The 16,569-nt window shown below is 56.9% G+C and carries 10 protein-coding genes and 1 pseudogene; 1 reads left to right on the top strand and 10 read right to left on the bottom strand.

Annotated elements, in window-relative coordinates; genetic code table 11:
* Positions 1-26 precede the first annotated feature (26 nt).
* The 3 genes from NKF27_RS19885 to NKF27_RS19895 form a co-directional block, all read right to left on the bottom strand.
* Positions 27-2,312, bottom strand: a complete 2,286-nt coding sequence (locus tag NKF27_RS19885) for a glycosyltransferase family 2 protein (RefSeq protein ID WP_253554558.1) — start codon at positions 2,310-2,312, stop codon at positions 27-29.
* 87 nt (positions 2,313-2,399) lie between these two features.
* Positions 2,400-4,820 carry a glycosyltransferase family 2 protein gene (locus tag NKF27_RS19890; protein WP_253554559.1) on the bottom strand — a complete coding sequence of 807 codons (2,421 nt, stop codon included), beginning with the start codon at positions 4,818-4,820 and terminating at the stop codon, positions 2,400-2,402.
* Between the two features lie 325 nt (positions 4,821-5,145).
* Entirely contained in the window at positions 5,146-6,252 is a 1,107-nt protein-coding gene (locus NKF27_RS19895) for an ISAs1 family transposase (RefSeq protein ID WP_253554560.1), read from the bottom strand.
* A gap of 136 nt (positions 6,253-6,388) precedes the next feature.
* Here NKF27_RS19895 and NKF27_RS19900 point away from each other — a divergent pair.
* A pseudogene (locus tag NKF27_RS19900) lies at positions 6,389-6,652 on the top strand (integrase core domain-containing protein); the annotation flags it as partial.
* 70 nt (positions 6,653-6,722) lie between these two features.
* Here NKF27_RS19900 and NKF27_RS19905 read toward each other — a convergent pair.
* From NKF27_RS19905 to NKF27_RS19935, 7 genes are all read right to left on the bottom strand, one after another.
* Entirely contained in the window at positions 6,723-7,718 is a 996-nt protein-coding gene (locus NKF27_RS19905) for a glycosyltransferase family 2 protein (protein WP_253554561.1), read from the bottom strand.
* 178 nt (positions 7,719-7,896) lie between these two features.
* Positions 7,897-9,015 (bottom strand): ISAs1 family transposase, encoded by a 1,119-nt coding sequence (locus NKF27_RS19910; protein WP_253554562.1) that lies wholly within the window; start codon positions 9,013-9,015, stop codon positions 7,897-7,899.
* A 276-nt stretch (positions 9,016-9,291) separates the two neighbouring features.
* A complete protein-coding gene (locus NKF27_RS19915; RefSeq protein ID WP_253554563.1) occupies positions 9,292-10,572 on the bottom strand; it encodes a tetratricopeptide repeat protein in 1,281 nt (426 codons plus the stop codon).
* Positions 10,573-11,847 (bottom strand): hypothetical protein, encoded by a 1,275-nt coding sequence (locus tag NKF27_RS19920; protein WP_253554565.1) that lies wholly within the window; start codon positions 11,845-11,847, stop codon positions 10,573-10,575.
* Entirely contained in the window at positions 11,840-12,865 is a 1,026-nt protein-coding gene (locus NKF27_RS19925) for a hypothetical protein (RefSeq protein ID WP_253554567.1), read from the bottom strand. Before NKF27_RS19925 ends, NKF27_RS19920 begins: the two co-directional genes overlap by 8 nt.
* 4 nt (positions 12,866-12,869) lie before the next feature.
* On the bottom strand, positions 12,870-15,683 hold the full coding sequence (locus NKF27_RS19930) for a rhamnan synthesis F family protein (protein WP_253554569.1): 2,814 nt from the start codon (positions 15,681-15,683) through the stop codon (positions 12,870-12,872).
* On the bottom strand, positions 15,680-16,564 hold the full coding sequence (locus tag NKF27_RS19935) for an NAD(P)-dependent oxidoreductase (RefSeq protein WP_253554571.1): 885 nt from the start codon (positions 16,562-16,564) through the stop codon (positions 15,680-15,682). Before NKF27_RS19935 ends, NKF27_RS19930 begins: the two co-directional genes overlap by 4 nt.
* Between the last annotated feature and the right edge of the window lie 5 nt (positions 16,565-16,569).

Consider the following 16,569-nt stretch of genomic DNA (forward strand, 5'->3'; position numbering starts at 1 on the left):
AGAAAGTCGAAGGCTCGGGCCGCCCGTCAGCGCAGGGTAAAGTCCTCGTGCACCAGGGTCAGGTTGGGATTGTAGGCCGGATCGTTGTCGAGCTGCCTGCCCCAGGTGCGGCGCATGTGGGCGCATTCGGCCAGCCAGCGGGCGCGCTTCTTCGGAGTGTCGTCGGCACCCCGCGAGATCGACTCATGGTGATACAGCTCGGCGTAGGGCGTCCACAGGTTGCGATAGCCCGCCTCGCGCACCTTGAGACAGAAGTCCACGTCGTTGTAGGCCACCGCCAGGTCCGGCTCGTTCAGCCCGCCGACCTCCTCGAACACCGACTTCCTGACCAGCAGGCAGGCCGCGGTCACCGCCGACAGGTTCTGGGTGAGCTTGAGACGCCCCTGGAAGCCCTCTTCGTCACGCTGGAAGAAACGGTGGGCATGGCCGGCGATACTGCCAAGCCCGAGGATGACGCCCCCGTGCTGGACGGTGCCGTTGGGATAGTAGAGCTTGGCGCCCACGCAGCCGATGTCCGGCCGCGACACCTGGGCCACCATTTCACCCAGCCAGTGGGGGTCGCAGGGCTCGATGTCGTTGTTGACCAGCCCCAGGATCTCGCCTTTGGCCTTGCGCGCGCCGAAGTTGTTGATGGCGGAATAGTTGAAGGGATAGTTCCAGCGCAGCACCCTGACCCGCGAATCCCGCGCCGCCACCTCCTGCATGTAGTCGAGGGTCTCCGGGCAGCTGCTCTGGTTGTCGAGGATCAGCAGCTCGAAGTGGCGGTAGTGCGTCTCGGACAGGATCGCATCCACGCAGGGCCTCAGGATATCGACACCGTTGCGGGTGGGCACCAGCAGGCTGACCAGCGGCGCCGGCTCAGGGATCGGCCAGCGCACCCTGACGCTGCCGTCCATCTCGCCGAGGGACGCCACGGCGTTGGTTTGGCGCACCTTTAGGTAGCGCTGAATGGCGCTGAGCATCGCCATATTGTCGTTCGGCGGTCGTGCGCCACAACGATGCAGCAGGATCGACGGCAAGCGTGCCACGCCGCGGCCGGCCTCGTCTTCCCGGTAGGTCAGGTAGCGCAGCGCCCACTCGTGGATCAGCGACTCCGGACACAGGTGTCTGGGCTGGTCGTGCCACACCGGCAGCGCCATCAGCACCTCGCGCTTGAACAGCACGGGGCTTCCGAGGTAGGCCGTGGAGCACAGCAGGTCAGGGTTCCAGTCCGGCTTGAAGTGCGGCGAATGGCGGATACCCTCGCCGTCCAGACGGTCCTCGTCGGCGTAGATCAGCTCAAGCCCCGGGCGCTCGTTGATCGCCTGAGCAAAGCGAAACAGCGCGTCTTCGGTCAACAGGTCACCCGGCGACAGGATCCCGACCCACTCTCCCGTGGCCTGCGCAAGCCCCAGCGACACCAGGGCGTCGATGTCGCCCCGGTCGGCGCCCAGCCAATGCGCCCGCGGCTCAGCGTCCACCAGGTGCTTGAGCGCGGCGAGCTGGCCGCTGCCGTAGTCTCCGGCGGTCACGAAGGTGACCTGCCAATGCGGGTAGGCCTGCTTGAGCAGCGCCTCGAGCCCACGCTCCAGGGTGCGCACCCCCGAGGCGACCACCGGCACCACCAGGCTCAGCGTCGGCGTGCTGGCCCACGCCTGCTGCTGGGTGGCCATGGTCGCAGGCCCCGGCCGCTGGTGGATCTCGAGCTGATTGATCCACTGGCGATAGTTGCGCTTGGAACACAGGCTGATGAAGGTCTCGTCGTACTCTTCCAGCGCCACTTCGTGCCACGCCACCGTGCGCTGGCGGGCCTTGAGCATCACCTCGTGCTTCACCCGGTCCTTGGTCAGGCCACGATGGCGCGGGTGGCTGCTGACCAGGCGCTGCAGCAGCCGGTCCTCGGCGAAGCGCGGCGTCAGCCAGACCGTCCGGAAGTGCTTGAGGTGGAAACGACCACGGGCGTTCATCGGGCAGAGCTTCACGCTCTTCAGCCCGCGCGGCACCCGCACCAGGCGCTTGGTGATCTTGCCCGCGCGCAGCGGCATCTCGACGCTCATGGAGCCTTGACGGGTCTCGAACACCAGCCGTGTGGCCACCCCCGTCACCGAGCGCTCACAGTCGACCTCGATCATGTTCCAGCCGGCCAGCGGCAGTCGCCCTTCCCAGCGGAACAGGGCGTCGCTGCCGAGCGCGTGCCAGTACTCCCCGTCCCCCGGCTCGAGCTGGGCTTCCGGCACCAGATAGCGGGGGCTTCGAATGTGCCATTTCCATGGCGTCGCCAGGCGCTTGTATTTTGTCGGCCCGACAGGGGTGAGACACAGTTCAGCGGACATAGAGCCTGCACTTGATCAAAAAGAGAAATACACCCGACTCACCATCCCGGGCGAGTCGCGTCATGACGCCGCGTCACGGCGTCGGGGTCAGCAAGGCTGCTGGTTTAGACGGCGGCTTTCGGCCATGGGGCGCTCCCAGGCGGTGAGGCCCCACTCGGCAAGCTTTTCATCGCTTGCCACGATGCGCTTCTGGCTGACCTGGGCAGCCTGCTCCTCGGTCAGACACGACAGCTTGTCGTGGATGGTCCTGGCGAGCGACTGGTTTGCCGAGGGCACCTGCACCAGAAAGCGCCCATTGGACTGGCAGACCAGATAGTCCGGCGCGACCGCCTCGATGAGCACCGGGTCGATATTGGCGGCGCTGTGGACGAAGATCAGCCGCGAGAACACACGGCACAGATAGGAGAACATCGAGTAGGTCGACGACGAGCCGAACACCAGGCAGGTGGCCTGCTCGAGCGCCCGCGGGTACTCGAACACCATCCAGCGCCCGAAGTTGGGCAGCCCGGTGTCGTGCACCCGCCACCGGGCATTGTTGAACGACGCCAGCACCTTGGCCTCGCAGCGCTGGGGCGGGTCCAGCTTGTTGCCGAGGTCCCCCCCGACGCTGCGAGCCTTGTAGACGTCCTTGGCAAACAGCGCCTCCAGCTCAGACCGCTCGAGCCCCAGCGCTACGCACAACTCCAGCGTGGCGCTCCTGGCGCCCTGGTGGGTCCAGTGGCTGTCGGTCTTGAGGTAGGCCTCATCCCCGAGCCCCTGCAACGCCATGGCGGGATGCACCAGTGAGGCCGCCTCGGGCAGGGCCAACAGTTGCTCTACCGGACTCTGCCCCTCGGCCCTGAACGGATGATAGCGGGGGCCCATCACCGCCTCCTTGGCCGGTGCGACCAGCAGCTTCCAGGGCAGGCCACGCGCTTGCGCGAGTCGCTCGGCGTCGGCCAGGTAGCGCTGCCAGCCCGCCAGCCCCCGCGAGGTAAAGCGCAGCCGCCCACGGTGCTGATCGACGCTTGCGTTGCTGTCGTTGTCCAGAAACAGCCACTCATCCTTGCCCTTGAGCACCTTCAGCACCGACGGCACGCTCTCGGGCTCGGCGCAGCGCACCTCCTGAAGCGGCCAGCGGCGTCCGCCCAGATCCAGCTCGAGGTAGAAGTGGGTCAGCCGGTGGGGCACCGTGAAGCGAAAGCCGCAGTAGCGCTGGGGATGGTCGTCGCCGGGCTGCTCGAACATCTGCTTGATGACGTCGCCGCGTCGGACCTCCAGCGGGTGGGCAAACTCGACGTCAGGCATCCAGCGGGCGACGATCCGCGCGTCGTCCCGGGCCGCCTCGTGCTCCGGCTTCAACAGCAGCCAGCCCTGGATCAGACGCCCCGCCGCTTCCAGCCTGTCACCCCGTTCGACGGAGGGGTAGTCGAGCACCCAGTGCAGGATCGGGGTGTCGTCTCTGGCCGCGAAGGCCTCACGAACACGCTGGGACGCCCGGCGTACCAAGGAGGTCGAGGAGGGACCTATCACCGAGCGAATCCTGGAATATGAGTCCCTGGGCGTGCCCGCTGGCAGGCGCTGGGCGCTGCTCTGATCAGCGGTGTCGTCAGCGGGCTCGAGCGAGGTGGCCAGGGCCTCGCGTTCCATCTGCGCCTTGACCGCATCGCCCCGTGCCGCGGCGAGACGGCACGGCTCGTCGTTCTTGTCGTGGCGCTCGAAGTAGTCCCGTCGCTTGACGTAGCCCCGCGAGGCCGCGCTGCCGCGGGCCGACTTGCCGGCCAGGAACTCCTCCACCGACTTGACGATGTAGTGATTGACCCGGGCGCCCTGCCACACCACCGGCTGGCTGAGGCCCAGGCGTGGCTTGCCCTGGTGATCACGGCGCACCTCGAGCGGGCGGCCCAGGGCGTCGACGTGGTGGCCCCGGCGCAGCTCGACGTGGTGCGGGTTGATGAAGGCCCCGGCGGCCTCGCGACGCACGATGCTCTTGTAGTGGTGGTTGGGCCCGAAGCTTTGCTTGGCGCGACGGGTAAAGCGCTCGATCACCAGCCCCTCGTCCTGAAAGCGCGCACCGCCGGAGCCGAAGCAGGCCCAGTTCATCACCACCGCACCCACCTCGGGGTCGGCAAAGCGCCGGTGAAGCCAGGGCAGCAGCGAGTCATCCGTGCTGGCCTCGTCGGTCCCTTCATCCCCTTCATCCCCTTCATCCCTTTCACGCCCTTCATCTCCTTCACCCAAAGGCAGCAGGAACTCGTCGGCGTCGATAAAGGCGATGACGTCCACGTCCGCCGGGCAGGCCGCCAGCAGCCGGGCGTAGGCGCCGAGCTGGGGCGGCTCACCGTTTCGGGTCGGCACGTCGATCAGCGTCAGATCGCCCCGCTCGGCTCTCGCCGCCAGCCACTCACGGGTGCCGTCGCTGCTGTCGTTATCGGCCAGCAGAAAGTGCCCGGCGCCGACCTGGCAATGGTAAGCAAGCCACTCGGGCAGAGCGTCCAGTTCGTTTTTTACGATTGCGGCGACAGCCAACTTCAAGGTGTTCTCCTTACCCATGACCTTCAGCCGCGAAAGAGAGATGTGATGTCCACTTATCGGAGCGGGTAGAAAAGACAATAAATCCATCAATTAGTCAGGATTATAGACTCAACAAGTAAAGCATAATCTTTGCCGATTGATACCTCTTGGCCGTGCAAGGCGCCTACCCTTGCCCCATATCTACTTGCATAGCGGTACGGCGGCGAGCGAAGCCCAGTTCGAATTATGACAGCACGACCAAGGTTCGGCGGTAGAACTAACCTAGACCCACCTAGCGCGAGGGGACCAGGCAACCACCAGGGAAAACGCATGAAAAATCCTACACCGCGAGAATGTCGGCCAGATAGGTCTCATCCAGCGCCGCTTTCTTCTGTTTCCGCCGAATTCCGCCCTTGAAACGCTTCTCCCCTTTCAGGTAATTCAAAGCGATATGTCGGACCCTGGCGAGGTTTTCTGCCGCCCGTCCGCGATGGATTTTGCAGGCATCCTCACGCAGTGCCACGTCCAAGGACCAGTGGAGCTTCGCCTCAATATGCCAGTGCTGACGAGCCGCTTCGGCGCTCAGATCGGCAGAGCTGATGTAGTAGCGGATCATCGGGGCTTCGGGCACCTCATCGCCTTCCTGGCGGAAACTCATCACCACGCCTACCGATTTCAGGCCCGGCCATTCATAGCTAAGCTTCTGAAATTCTTCAGTAACCTCGCTGACAATATGGTATCTGGTCTCTTGCCGGCCTCGGTTCTTCTCATCCGTGACATAGGCGTCACCCTCGAAGCTGGCGACCTTGGCCATGGGGAATGCGGCCTCGAAGGCGTCAGCCAAGGCCGGCTGGTTGTCCTTCACGGACAGCAGGTAATCGGCGCCCTTCTGCAGGATCTGAGTGGCGATCTTCTTCTGGCACCCCATGGCATCGATCGTCACCAGACAGCCTTGCAGGTTGAGAAGCTTGAGCAGCTCGGGAATCGCCGTGATCTCGTTGGATTTCTCCGCCGTCTTGACCTGGCCCAGCACCACACCATTCGCCGCACTGAAGGCGCTGACCATGTGGATTGCCCCTTTGCCCTTCCCTCGGCAGTACGAGCCGCGCAGGGTCTTGCCATCGATGGCCACCACCGCGCCCTCCGTTACATCGTGGCAGGCCTTCATCCACTCGGCGAATGCGCTTTGCAGCTGCTCGGCATTTACCAGAGCCATGACCCTGGCCAAGGTGTCATGGCTGGGCACGCCAGCCTCAAAATCGGCGTATTGACGGAGAAAATCGAGCTTCGCGTGGCCAAAATCCTCGATTTCGTCCCAACCCTCGGCACCACAGATCACCGCACAGACCGTCAAAAACAGGATATCCGACAGCTGATGCTGCACTTTCCACGCCTGGCGGAAGTCGGGAACGATCGATAAATGGTGCATAAGGGATGGTGTCAGCATCGGGTCATCCATGAGCAAAAGCCGCTAGATGACCACATTAGCTCCTACTGGTAAAGCGCTACGAAGCCCGTCGTAGAGCGGTTTTTCGTGCGTTTTCCCTGGTCGTAGAGCGGTTTTTCATGCGTTTTCCCTGACTCATGGTATCGAACATCGCCTGATCAAGCCGCGAAGGCCACAGACGATCGGTATAGCGGAGCGGTTCAACGGCCGCATCAGCGACGTGCTGGCGACCCAGCGGTATACCTCAGGGGAGGACCTGGAGAAGGCAGTCAAACGCTACGGTTGGCTGTACAATTACCACAGCCCTCAGAAGGTGCTGCATCATCAATTACTGATTGCAGCGATGAAAGTGTGGCAGTCCAAGCGCCCTGAGATATTTAGCAAACGGGTAGTTGTTCACCCGGACCCGAGACGCCAGTGGTCTGGGCCACTAGCTCGAACGTCGAGGAGGCACCGGTCTCGTCATGCAGTCAATCATTCTGGTCAAACATGGAAAGTCCGCTTACGATGCGGCTGGCGAGTTCGCGGGCAGCCTGATCTTCTGTCTGATCAAGCATCTCTCTCAGGCGGCGTTCGGCAATGGCTGCCCTCTGCCGCACTCTGTTCTGCTCCTGCTCCAGTAGAGGCCACAGACCCGCCTCCTGTATGAAACGATCCCGCGCCTGCAGATACGCATCATGCGCCTCAGATGGCCATAACCGCCCCCCCCGGTTGCTTTGGGCAGCGAGATAGCCTTTTCGATTCCTCTTCAGCCCATAGTCGTCTCGCTCAGGGTTGCCGCGTAAAGTGGTTGCGAGATACTCCGTCTCAGAACGATACATTCGGTGAAGAACGAACGCGGACTTCACGCCCAACGTATTGCGGGCTGCACGATGAGTATTCTCATAGAACGTCATTGGCACACCATCTGCGTCGTAGATAGGAAAGTCTTTGTTCATGCGCGGCACATGCACACCTACCGAATGAACGCTAGTCACCGGGAATAAGCTTTTGACATTCGGGGCGACCGAGAAGTACGGGCCAACCGCGATAGGAGCAAATGCCGACTCTCTGCCATGCTCGTTATGCCACAGATGACAGACGGCACCCGCCGGCTGGTCGGAAAATAGTATGTCAAGGTAAGCATGTATAGGTGTTACAAAGTCAGCAGGCACCCAGAATTCGTCAACATCCAGAAACATCAGCCAATCGATACCGTCCCGCCGGGCTTCTCCCAACGCTTTGGCATAGGCGATTGTCTGCATGTGCTTTCTGAGACCAGCCGGACAGTAATCTATCCAGTCGACATGCTCAAAGCTGACTGCCGGATCGCGCTCCTTTAAGCGCTCAAGAACCTCCACCGATCCATCAGTTGTCCGGTTGAGGCAGACATGCACTTCGTCGAAGCCAAAATTACGATGGTGGAATACCCAGTCCGCCAAATAGGCGCCTTCATCTTTCGCGATGGCAACCAGCCGAGTCTTCAAAAGAACAACCTCTTATTTAGCATTAGTGGGGGCCGTTGCCCCCCTATGCGTCGGTTCGGAGTCACTAATCCGCCCCACACAAACGGGCACTCAATGTGCGCAAGCCAACGACATCAGGTCGTAATGTGCTCGCAGCCTGTGCGCAACGGCAAGCCTCAGGGAAAACGCATGAAAAATCCTACACCGCGAGAATGTCGGCCAGATAGGTCTCATCCAGCGCCGCTTTCTTCTGCTTCCGTCGGATTCCGCCCTTGAAACGCGTCTCCCCTTTCAGGTAATTCAGCGCGATATGTCGGACCCTGGCGAGGTTTTCTGCTGCCTGGCCTCGATGGATTTTGCAGGCATCCTCGCGGAGCGCCACATCCAGCGACCAGTGGAGTTTATTCTCGACAAACCAATGCTGGCGGGCCGCTTCGGCGAGCTTCTTGGCGCTCAGCTCGGCAGAGCTGATGTAGTAGCGGATCATCGGAGCTTCTGGCGCCTCATCGCCTTCCTGGCGGAAACTCATCACCACGCCCACCGTTTTCAGGCCTGGCCATTCATAACTAAGCTCCTGAAATTCTTCAGTAACCTCGCTGACAATATGGTATCTGGTCTCTTGCCGGCCTCGGTTCTTCTCGTCCTTGACATAGGCATCCCCTTCGAAGTTGACCACCTTGGTCATGGGGAACGCAGCCTCAAAGGCACCTGCCAAGGCTGGCTGATTTTCCTTCACCGAGAGTAGGTAATCCGCGCCCTTCTTCAAGACCTGCGTAGCGATCTTCTTCTGGCAGCCCATCGCATCGATCGTCACCAGACAGCCTTGCAGATTGAGAAGCTTGAGCAGCTCGGGAATCGCCGTGATCTCGTTGGACTTTTCAGCCGTCTTGACCTGGCCCAGCACCACGCCATTCGCCGCACTGAAGGCACTGACCATGTGTATCGCCCCTTTGCCCTTCCCTCGGCAGTACGACCCACGCAGCGTATTGCCATCAATGGCCACCACAGCGCCCTCCGTTACATCGTGGCAGGCCTTCATCCACTCGGCGAATGCGCTTTGCAGCTGCTCGGCATTTACCAGAGCCATCACCCTGGCCAACGTGTCATGGCTGGGCACGCCAGCCTCAAAATCGCCGTACTGACGGAGAAAATCGAGCTTTGCGTGGCCAAAATCCTCGATTTCGTCCCAACCTTCGGCACCACAGATCACCGCACAGACCGTCAGAAATAGGATATCCGACAGCTGATGCTGCACTTTCCACGCCTGGCGGAAGTCGGGAACGATCGATAAATGGTGCATAAGGGACGGTGTCAGCATCGGGTCATCCATGAGCAAAAGCCGTTAGATGACCACATTAGCTCCTACTGGTAAAGCGCTACGAAGTCCGTTGTAGAGCGGTTTTTCATGCGTTTTCCCTGAGGCAACCACCTGGTGACATTTAAAAAAATGCATTTTCCCTGATTCACTACGTTAAAACTGTCATCGCGGAAAATGTAGGTCGATCCATCGGCCAGAGTTACATCTTATTCACCTAAGACGTAATCGGCGATAGCCTTAAGAGGGCCGAGTCTGACTCTTTCATTTACTGAACGGTCAGCTCCTATTCACAGCAGAGCGGAGACGTTCATTCAATTGCCTCAAGTCAGCCGAATCTGGCCGAAGCTTTAGAGCAGCCTGGGCAAATGTCAACGCTTCATCTGGCAAATTTTTTCGCTCATACGCCACGGCCAACTCTCTGAGAGCAGTAGCCGGCCCCATCTTTTCGCCGGTAAGGCGTCGAACCTGCTCCGGTGTAAAAAATTGCCTCCCCTCATATGGAGATGGCGTTACGCCATTGGAGGCACGGCCACTGACGGTAACTCGCAGCTTTTCCACCCAGTTGGCGATCCGCTGCGGGGTCGGATCGACCTGTTGCGTTTGCTCGCGAACAAAGTCCGACAAGCCCTCCCGCGATTTTTCAGCCACATCTAGCAGGTCCTGCTCACAGCAAATGGCTCCTGCATCTGTCGAGCCGGCATCCCGCAACGGTACACCGAGGCGAGTCTCGATCCATTCCAGGTCAGCAGCTTCACGTTCCATGACAGGCCTGACCAAGGCGTCGGAAAAACGGAACTCTCGCTCGCCGAAACCGGCGAGAAGGTTGACTAGCCGATTATTGTCAGCAATATTTCCGGGATAGGCTTGGTAGCATGGTCCTTCACGGCGATAGACGAAAAGCGCAGCAGCAGCCTCCAGACTAAGGGAATCGTTTACACTACGAACTTCTGCTGGATCGATGGGAGCACCGAGAAACTGGCAAAAGTCTTGGACGATATCGCCATCAGTAAGCTGGTGAGGACAAAAAGGGCGGAGCGTAACGTGTTCACGACCAAAGACCCGGTCAAATTTCTCCAGCTTGGCACGGTAGCGAGGCCAAAGTTTCTGAAAGCTCAACCGTGCTTGACCGCGGTTCTTGACCAGCTGGACGAAGGCTGAAGCCATAAAAGACGCCGGAGGACGGACGTAACCAATCACTTCAATGGTATCGAAAGCTTCTTGGAAGTACGCCCGCAAGCGCTCCAGACCAGCTTCATCAAGGTGAAACACTCCTTCACCAGACAAGATTTGCTGGCCAGCTGACCCTTTTACCTCTTCGAGTCTCTTCTCAAAACGCTGGTTGACCTCTTTGGCCTCATCCAGGCCACTTCCAACTGTTTGTTGCCCTTGCCAAGTCAATGGGTTGGTGCTGAAAATCGACAACAATACACCACTATGATTGGGCACACCAAGATCCGCGTAGCGCCACCCTTCATGCATGCCCTTGGCAAACAAGGTTTCCTGAATGGAGGATGATCCCGTCATAGGCATACCAATATGAACAACAAGACGCGACATTCAATGGTTCTCCTTGGAATTTCCAGGCATCGGTGGAGTATTTATCTCAACTTCTCGACTAACCTGCCTCCTAGCGGGCACGATCACCTGACGAAATGCGCGAGCAATCTCTGGTTCAGTATGAGCAAACAACAGCGCCGCTTGCTCCAAAAGATGGTCGGGTTCGCCCGCACCATGGGCTCCATCGCCGAAAATCGGTGTCGTGACATACGGGGCCTGATGACTAAGTGGGGCTAAGGCAGTCAGTTGTCTCAGACGATCGATCGACTCGGATGTGGATAATGCCATGTTTCGATCGGACGTTTCTTCTATTAATTTCCAAAGCTCTGGACCTTGTGCCAACGCCACGTCAAGCAACGCTGCTTCAGAGCCAATGCTAGTTTTCACATCACGCGGAATATCCTCAATCGATTGCCCCAGTCGACCATTCATCCACTCAAGGTCAGCCCGCTGCGCTTCCATAACTGGAGCCACCAACTCTGGAGAAAAAGCCAACTTCTCCTTTCCTATGCGGGATACTGCTCGGACTATCCGGTCATTATCTGCCGAATAACCTGAATAGGGTGTAACCCCCAAGAACTTTCTCATGGCGAACAGTACGGAACAGGCCTCAAGAGAAATGGATTCGTTCTCGCGACGAACCTCATCACGGCCTATGGCGACCCCAATTCTCCGTGAAAAGTCGAGTACCGCATCACCTTTATACAGTGAACTCGGAAAAAAAGGCACCAGATCTACATTCTTCTTACCAAAAACGCGATCAAGAGATTCAAATCTTTTTCGATAATGAGGCCACAGCTGGTGTACGTTGAGTTGAAATGTCACACCACCTTTTAAGCGTTGCTGAAATGCAGATTGCATGTAACCAACAGGCGAACGCACATATCCTATAACGCGAACCGATCGACAATAACGTAACAGGCGAGCCTTTAGTCGTTGCAGCATCGACTCACTTACATTTGGGGCGCTCAAGTCTTCACCTGAGATCACCAACTTTCGGGCACAAAATAAAGAAAGGCGCTCTTCAAACTCGGACTCAAAGCGCTGCTGAATAGCCCGAGACTCTTCCTTGCTACGTCCATTCAATTTGTTGGCGTGATACTCCTCTGGCTTCTCAGACAAGAGAGTCATAAGAAAGCCAGAATGATTTGGCGAATTCAGCTTCAGGTATCCCACCGGGGCATCATCTGATATTTCGAGGTTATGAAAAGTAGATTGAATCGAGCTCGACCCGGTCTTATGCATTCCAACGTGGATAATGGCCTCTTCAATCATTTCGCTCCCTCATTTCATTCAACTCAGCCTTGAGTGCCTCCACTTCACGCCAAAGGTGGACAATCAATTGCAGCATTGCACGGTTGGTATCCAGCGGGCTTACCATGTAGTTTTTAAACCGACTTTCCTCTAAGTCAAATACTACTTGGCCGCTAGCTTCAAAGAGCGCATTTATTTTCTGTATTTCATCCTGGCTTCGCTTTACGTAAGCTGATACCTCACTCTCTTCCGGTAACAGCTTATTATAAGGTTGGACCTTCTGCATCTTCTCATAGAGGCCAGCTTGCTGGAGGAGCGGCTCAATTTCATCGGGGAGCACATGCCTATCGGACAAAGAGTTGTGGTAGGAAAATAGGGCCATGGCTGGCGGCGGGGGAGTGTCATTCTCTCGAAGCGATGGGATTTTGTCATCGCTCAAACCAAGGACGACATGCACAAACTGGGTGCTAACGTCACTTATATTTTCGAAATTGAAAAAACGCGCATGGTCAGTAAAAGCTGTCCACTCTTGGGTCATTGGAGTAACGACGTAGGGCTTACTCTGAACCCATTCACGGAAGGGCTTGAGCGGCCCACGGTAAGCCTTGTGCTTGATGCCCCATTGCAAATAGGCGGAAACTATCCAACTGTCCGGCCGACGAATATATCCAATCACATGGATGTCATACCGACCTTGAATAGCTTCAAGTGCCGGCTGCACGTCTTTAAACCGATCGAAGAGGGATTCGTTTGACCAGATCAGGGTGTGTAGCTGCGTAGACAAATGATCATCGGCGTATTGCAGGGCGTGGGCGAGTTCCCGATTCGCCTGCGCTTTGTCCATCCGCATGTACGGCCCCCAACCATCAACAGCGTGCCATTCGTATTGCGTTCTAGGCAAGCTTAGATGCTCGAGCATCAATCCGAGGTACTTGATGCCGTACTCTTCTAGCGCGGGGCGAGCCACGCGCAAAGTTTTCTGGATAGATGAACTACCTGTCTTGCCCATCCCCACATGAATTATCAATTTACGTTTCATTGGGTTACCATTTGGTTCCGGATGTGTAGACCCTCTCGACATCGTACCCCGCCGCCATGGCCAACTGCGGAAGAACTCGCTCATAAGCATGTAAGGCTGAGCCGTCGTAGGGTATGGGTTCGGAGATATCGAAAGTGTGAGGTGCCCATTTTGTCATTGCCTCGATTGCAGCTACTCGGGCCCAGAACATGGTGCCCAGAGGGAAATGCCGGTAATTTTTCCACCGTGTCAAGCTGAGCGGTTCGAGAAGCTGCTCAATGTACTTTCCGTTCTTTCCTTCATCCGGAAGATGGCTATCTTCTGCGAAGACGAAGCCAGTACGTTTGTCGTTGAAGAGTGCTAATATCTCCCGAGCCGCCATAGGCGAACCAATCAGATTAGATAGCAGGTAGCGCCGCCAACGGTCACCGACACCATCGACGTTGTCACTCGACTTTTTTGTATGGAAGTGGCCAACCACGTCATAGTTCCCGACTATCTCATCACAAAACTCGCGATGGAAAGGATGAACATCTCGACCACAATTTTTTACTTTACGTAGATAGAGCGAACCAGAAACGCAGCCTTTGAGTAGTTCTACCTGTTCGTCAGTCAGTTCCGGAACATGACTGACAAATAGGTCCACATCGTGTGCTTCCAACACCCGAAAATACGTACAAAACTCCGGGATCAGTTCAGCAAAGTAGACGTGGAATTGCAGGGCTATTCGTCCTCGGTACGGTTCGACCGCACCAGTACCTGCTACCCTCTGTACAGGCATAGACTCAACACGTGTTGTCATAGCGGCGTCGACCAGATCCGCAAAGGCCAAGTCTTTTTCCTGAGTCCCGTCAAGAACTGCCTGTATGTCGGAACCGGGGAAAGGCCTTGCTTGGGCAATACCTTTGTGGAGCAAGCTGAGAAAGTGCTCGGCAGGATCCTCGCGCCCGAAGAAAGAAAGCCCGTAGAAATCGGGATCGAATCGTTCGCGAAAGATCTGACTTTTGGCCGCATGGCGGATAGCAGCTTTACGAGAGATCGCCTCCTCAAGATCGCAGCTCAGTCGCTCGACGTAACGATTGAAATCCAGCTCTTGTTGGCATATTCGAGCATTTCGTCCATCACGTTTGACGAGATAATCGAAGTTTTCAAGGATTCTACCAGCCAGGTCATACGGATCACCGTACTCGCCGAGCACGGCACGCGCACCATGTTCTTCAACGAAATCGGCAATCCCACTAGCGTCGCGAAACACTCCTATACCGCAATCAGCACTGAGGGCATCCACCGCAACGTTTGGGAAGGGGTCAAGTCGAGAGGTCAGCAGATAGAGATCAGCACCTGCTAACGCTGCCGCGACGTCGTGCACGGCACCAGGAAAATGGACACGTTCCTGAATGCCAACACGCCGTACATATGCGTCTAGCCAGACGCTGACTGAGGTATCGCTATCATCATAGCCATCTCCCAGCCAGACGAATTGCAAGCTTTCAGCACGTTCATCGCCTTTCTTACGCATTAGTTGATTCAAATGATGGCATGTCTGCAGGAACCAGTCGACGCCCTTGCGAGGTTGGACATGTCCTGCGCCAACAATGATAAGATCACTATCGGCCAAAGAGAGGTGCGATCTGAGTGACCAGTTCTCATCTTCATCGTGGGCCTTGAAGCCAAGATAGCCTTGGGGCTGAATGCGCAGATGCCGCGGCCTGTGCTTCACACCTCCCATGGCCTCCAATTCACGAAGACCAGAACGCGCAAGGCTTTCGGCCGGATAGACAACCAAGTCGGAAGTGAGCAGCATCCGAGCAACCTTACCGACAGGGCGTGTGTATTCAGCGAACTCGTGCAGAAGGCTAACAGTGGGCAACCCTAGAGACGCAGCGGCGTCCGCCATGTCGATGGACTCTACCGAGTTCAGGAGCACCGCAGAGATATCTTGATGCTCACACAGACGCTCAAGACAATAGGTCAGCGCGCCGACACCGTTAGCCCCAGGCGCATCGAGATGCAAGATTCCAGCCTCAACGAACTTCGATCGAAGCGCTCCACCGCGCAGTGAAGCTGTAATAACGTTGTACTTGCTCGCCAATCGCCGCACCACTTCCAGCGCCACTGCGGGCGCACCCGTTGCGGATGCATCGTGACTGACCACTAAGATCGTTGATTTAAGACTGTCTTTTTCGACACCGCCATCGCTGAGGATAGCATTCATATCCAGCCAGCCTATGCGCCCTTCCCTATAACCATGCCGAATGAAGTGGTGCAATGCATTGATCGGTGATCGCGCGATGTCTGGGTACATCGCCTCGTATAGCACTTGATCGAACAGCTCCTCGATGTGAGCTTTACCTTGCTTCGAAGCCTCCAATAGGTTATTAACCTGGAGTCGTGCCAGCCTGCGATCTGCCCCATTATCGAGTACGCCACGCTCAACCATCAAGTCAAGCAACTCACGCGCAATTGAGGTCTCAGCGAGTTGCACCGGCTGTGGCTGTCCCTCCTCACGTCGTACAACCCCAACAACTTCGGAATCTCGTTGAGTCGTTGCCCAACCGGGACGACCTTCATGACGTCCGTAAAGCAAAAAGTGAAGTAGTGGGTTGCTACCATTTTGACGAACGTCAGGGTTTTCCTCCAAGTAGAAGGCTGAGTCGAATCTCCCCGGTATAACTATAGGATAATCTCGATAATTACTGATAAAATATTCAATTGGATCACCAGCATCGTCAGGCAACTTTTCAGAATAGGCTTTCCAATCCGCACCGCTTTGTTTTAGGATTTCATAACGTGATTTAGAACGCGGCGGCTTGGATAACTTTCTTAGTAATTTCTTCACGCAGTCACCTGGGATAATTTTTCGCGAAGATAATCATATGCCTTAACTCCGCCGACGTTAATTCCAAGTTCATGACGAACCTTATTAATCGAAACTCTACTCACGATCACGTCATCTTTCCTAGGTTCGCCAATACAGATCTTGGCTTCCGGCACTATGCGCTGCGCCATCTTTACCAACTCACCTAACTCAACAGCTTCACCACTGCCGACGTTAAAGATTCCTGGTAAGCGACTGTCAGCTAGCGCCAGTAAGACACGGGCCATTTCAGGAGCGTAAATATAGTCACGACAAGCTGCCGGTTTAAAATGGGCCCAAAATGGTTCTTCACGCGCCACATGGTCCACCAGCACGTCAACAAGCCCGTGTGTCGGATGATCCTCATTTCCGAACGGATTTGTCACTCGCGCACAAGTGTAAACAATCCCCGCCTCTTGAGAAAACTGCTGAAACATGGCTTCCTCAACAACCTTCATCCTGCCATACCAAGAGCGGGGAGCTGGCGGATCACTCTCTATGTTAGGTCTTCCCGGTGACTCTCCATAAACGGTACCTGCTGATGATATCTGCAGAAGGGCAGCCGGAGGAGCCTTACGAAAAAGGCGAAGTACACATTGTAGCGAAGACCAAAACTCCTCCATGGACCCGTCCAAGTCCTGCGCGAAATGTCTTGGCTTTAGTCCACCGAGTGCATTTATCACTACGGGAGATTCATTTAAAACCTGGATTATTTCGTTTTCATGTTCAAGAGTAAAAACTGGATTTCTTCCATTCCTTAAATGCCGAGAAACTCCCACCCATGGGCGTCCAAGCCGATCGAGTTCACGCGCGACATTGGACCCGATAAAGCCAGTAGCACCTAATAGTAATATCTTTTTCACACGAC

The organism is Halomonas sp. DN3 (assembly GCF_024137905.1).
In the GTDB taxonomy this organism is placed as follows: Bacteria; Pseudomonadota; Gammaproteobacteria; order Pseudomonadales; family Halomonadaceae; genus Halomonas; species Halomonas litopenaei.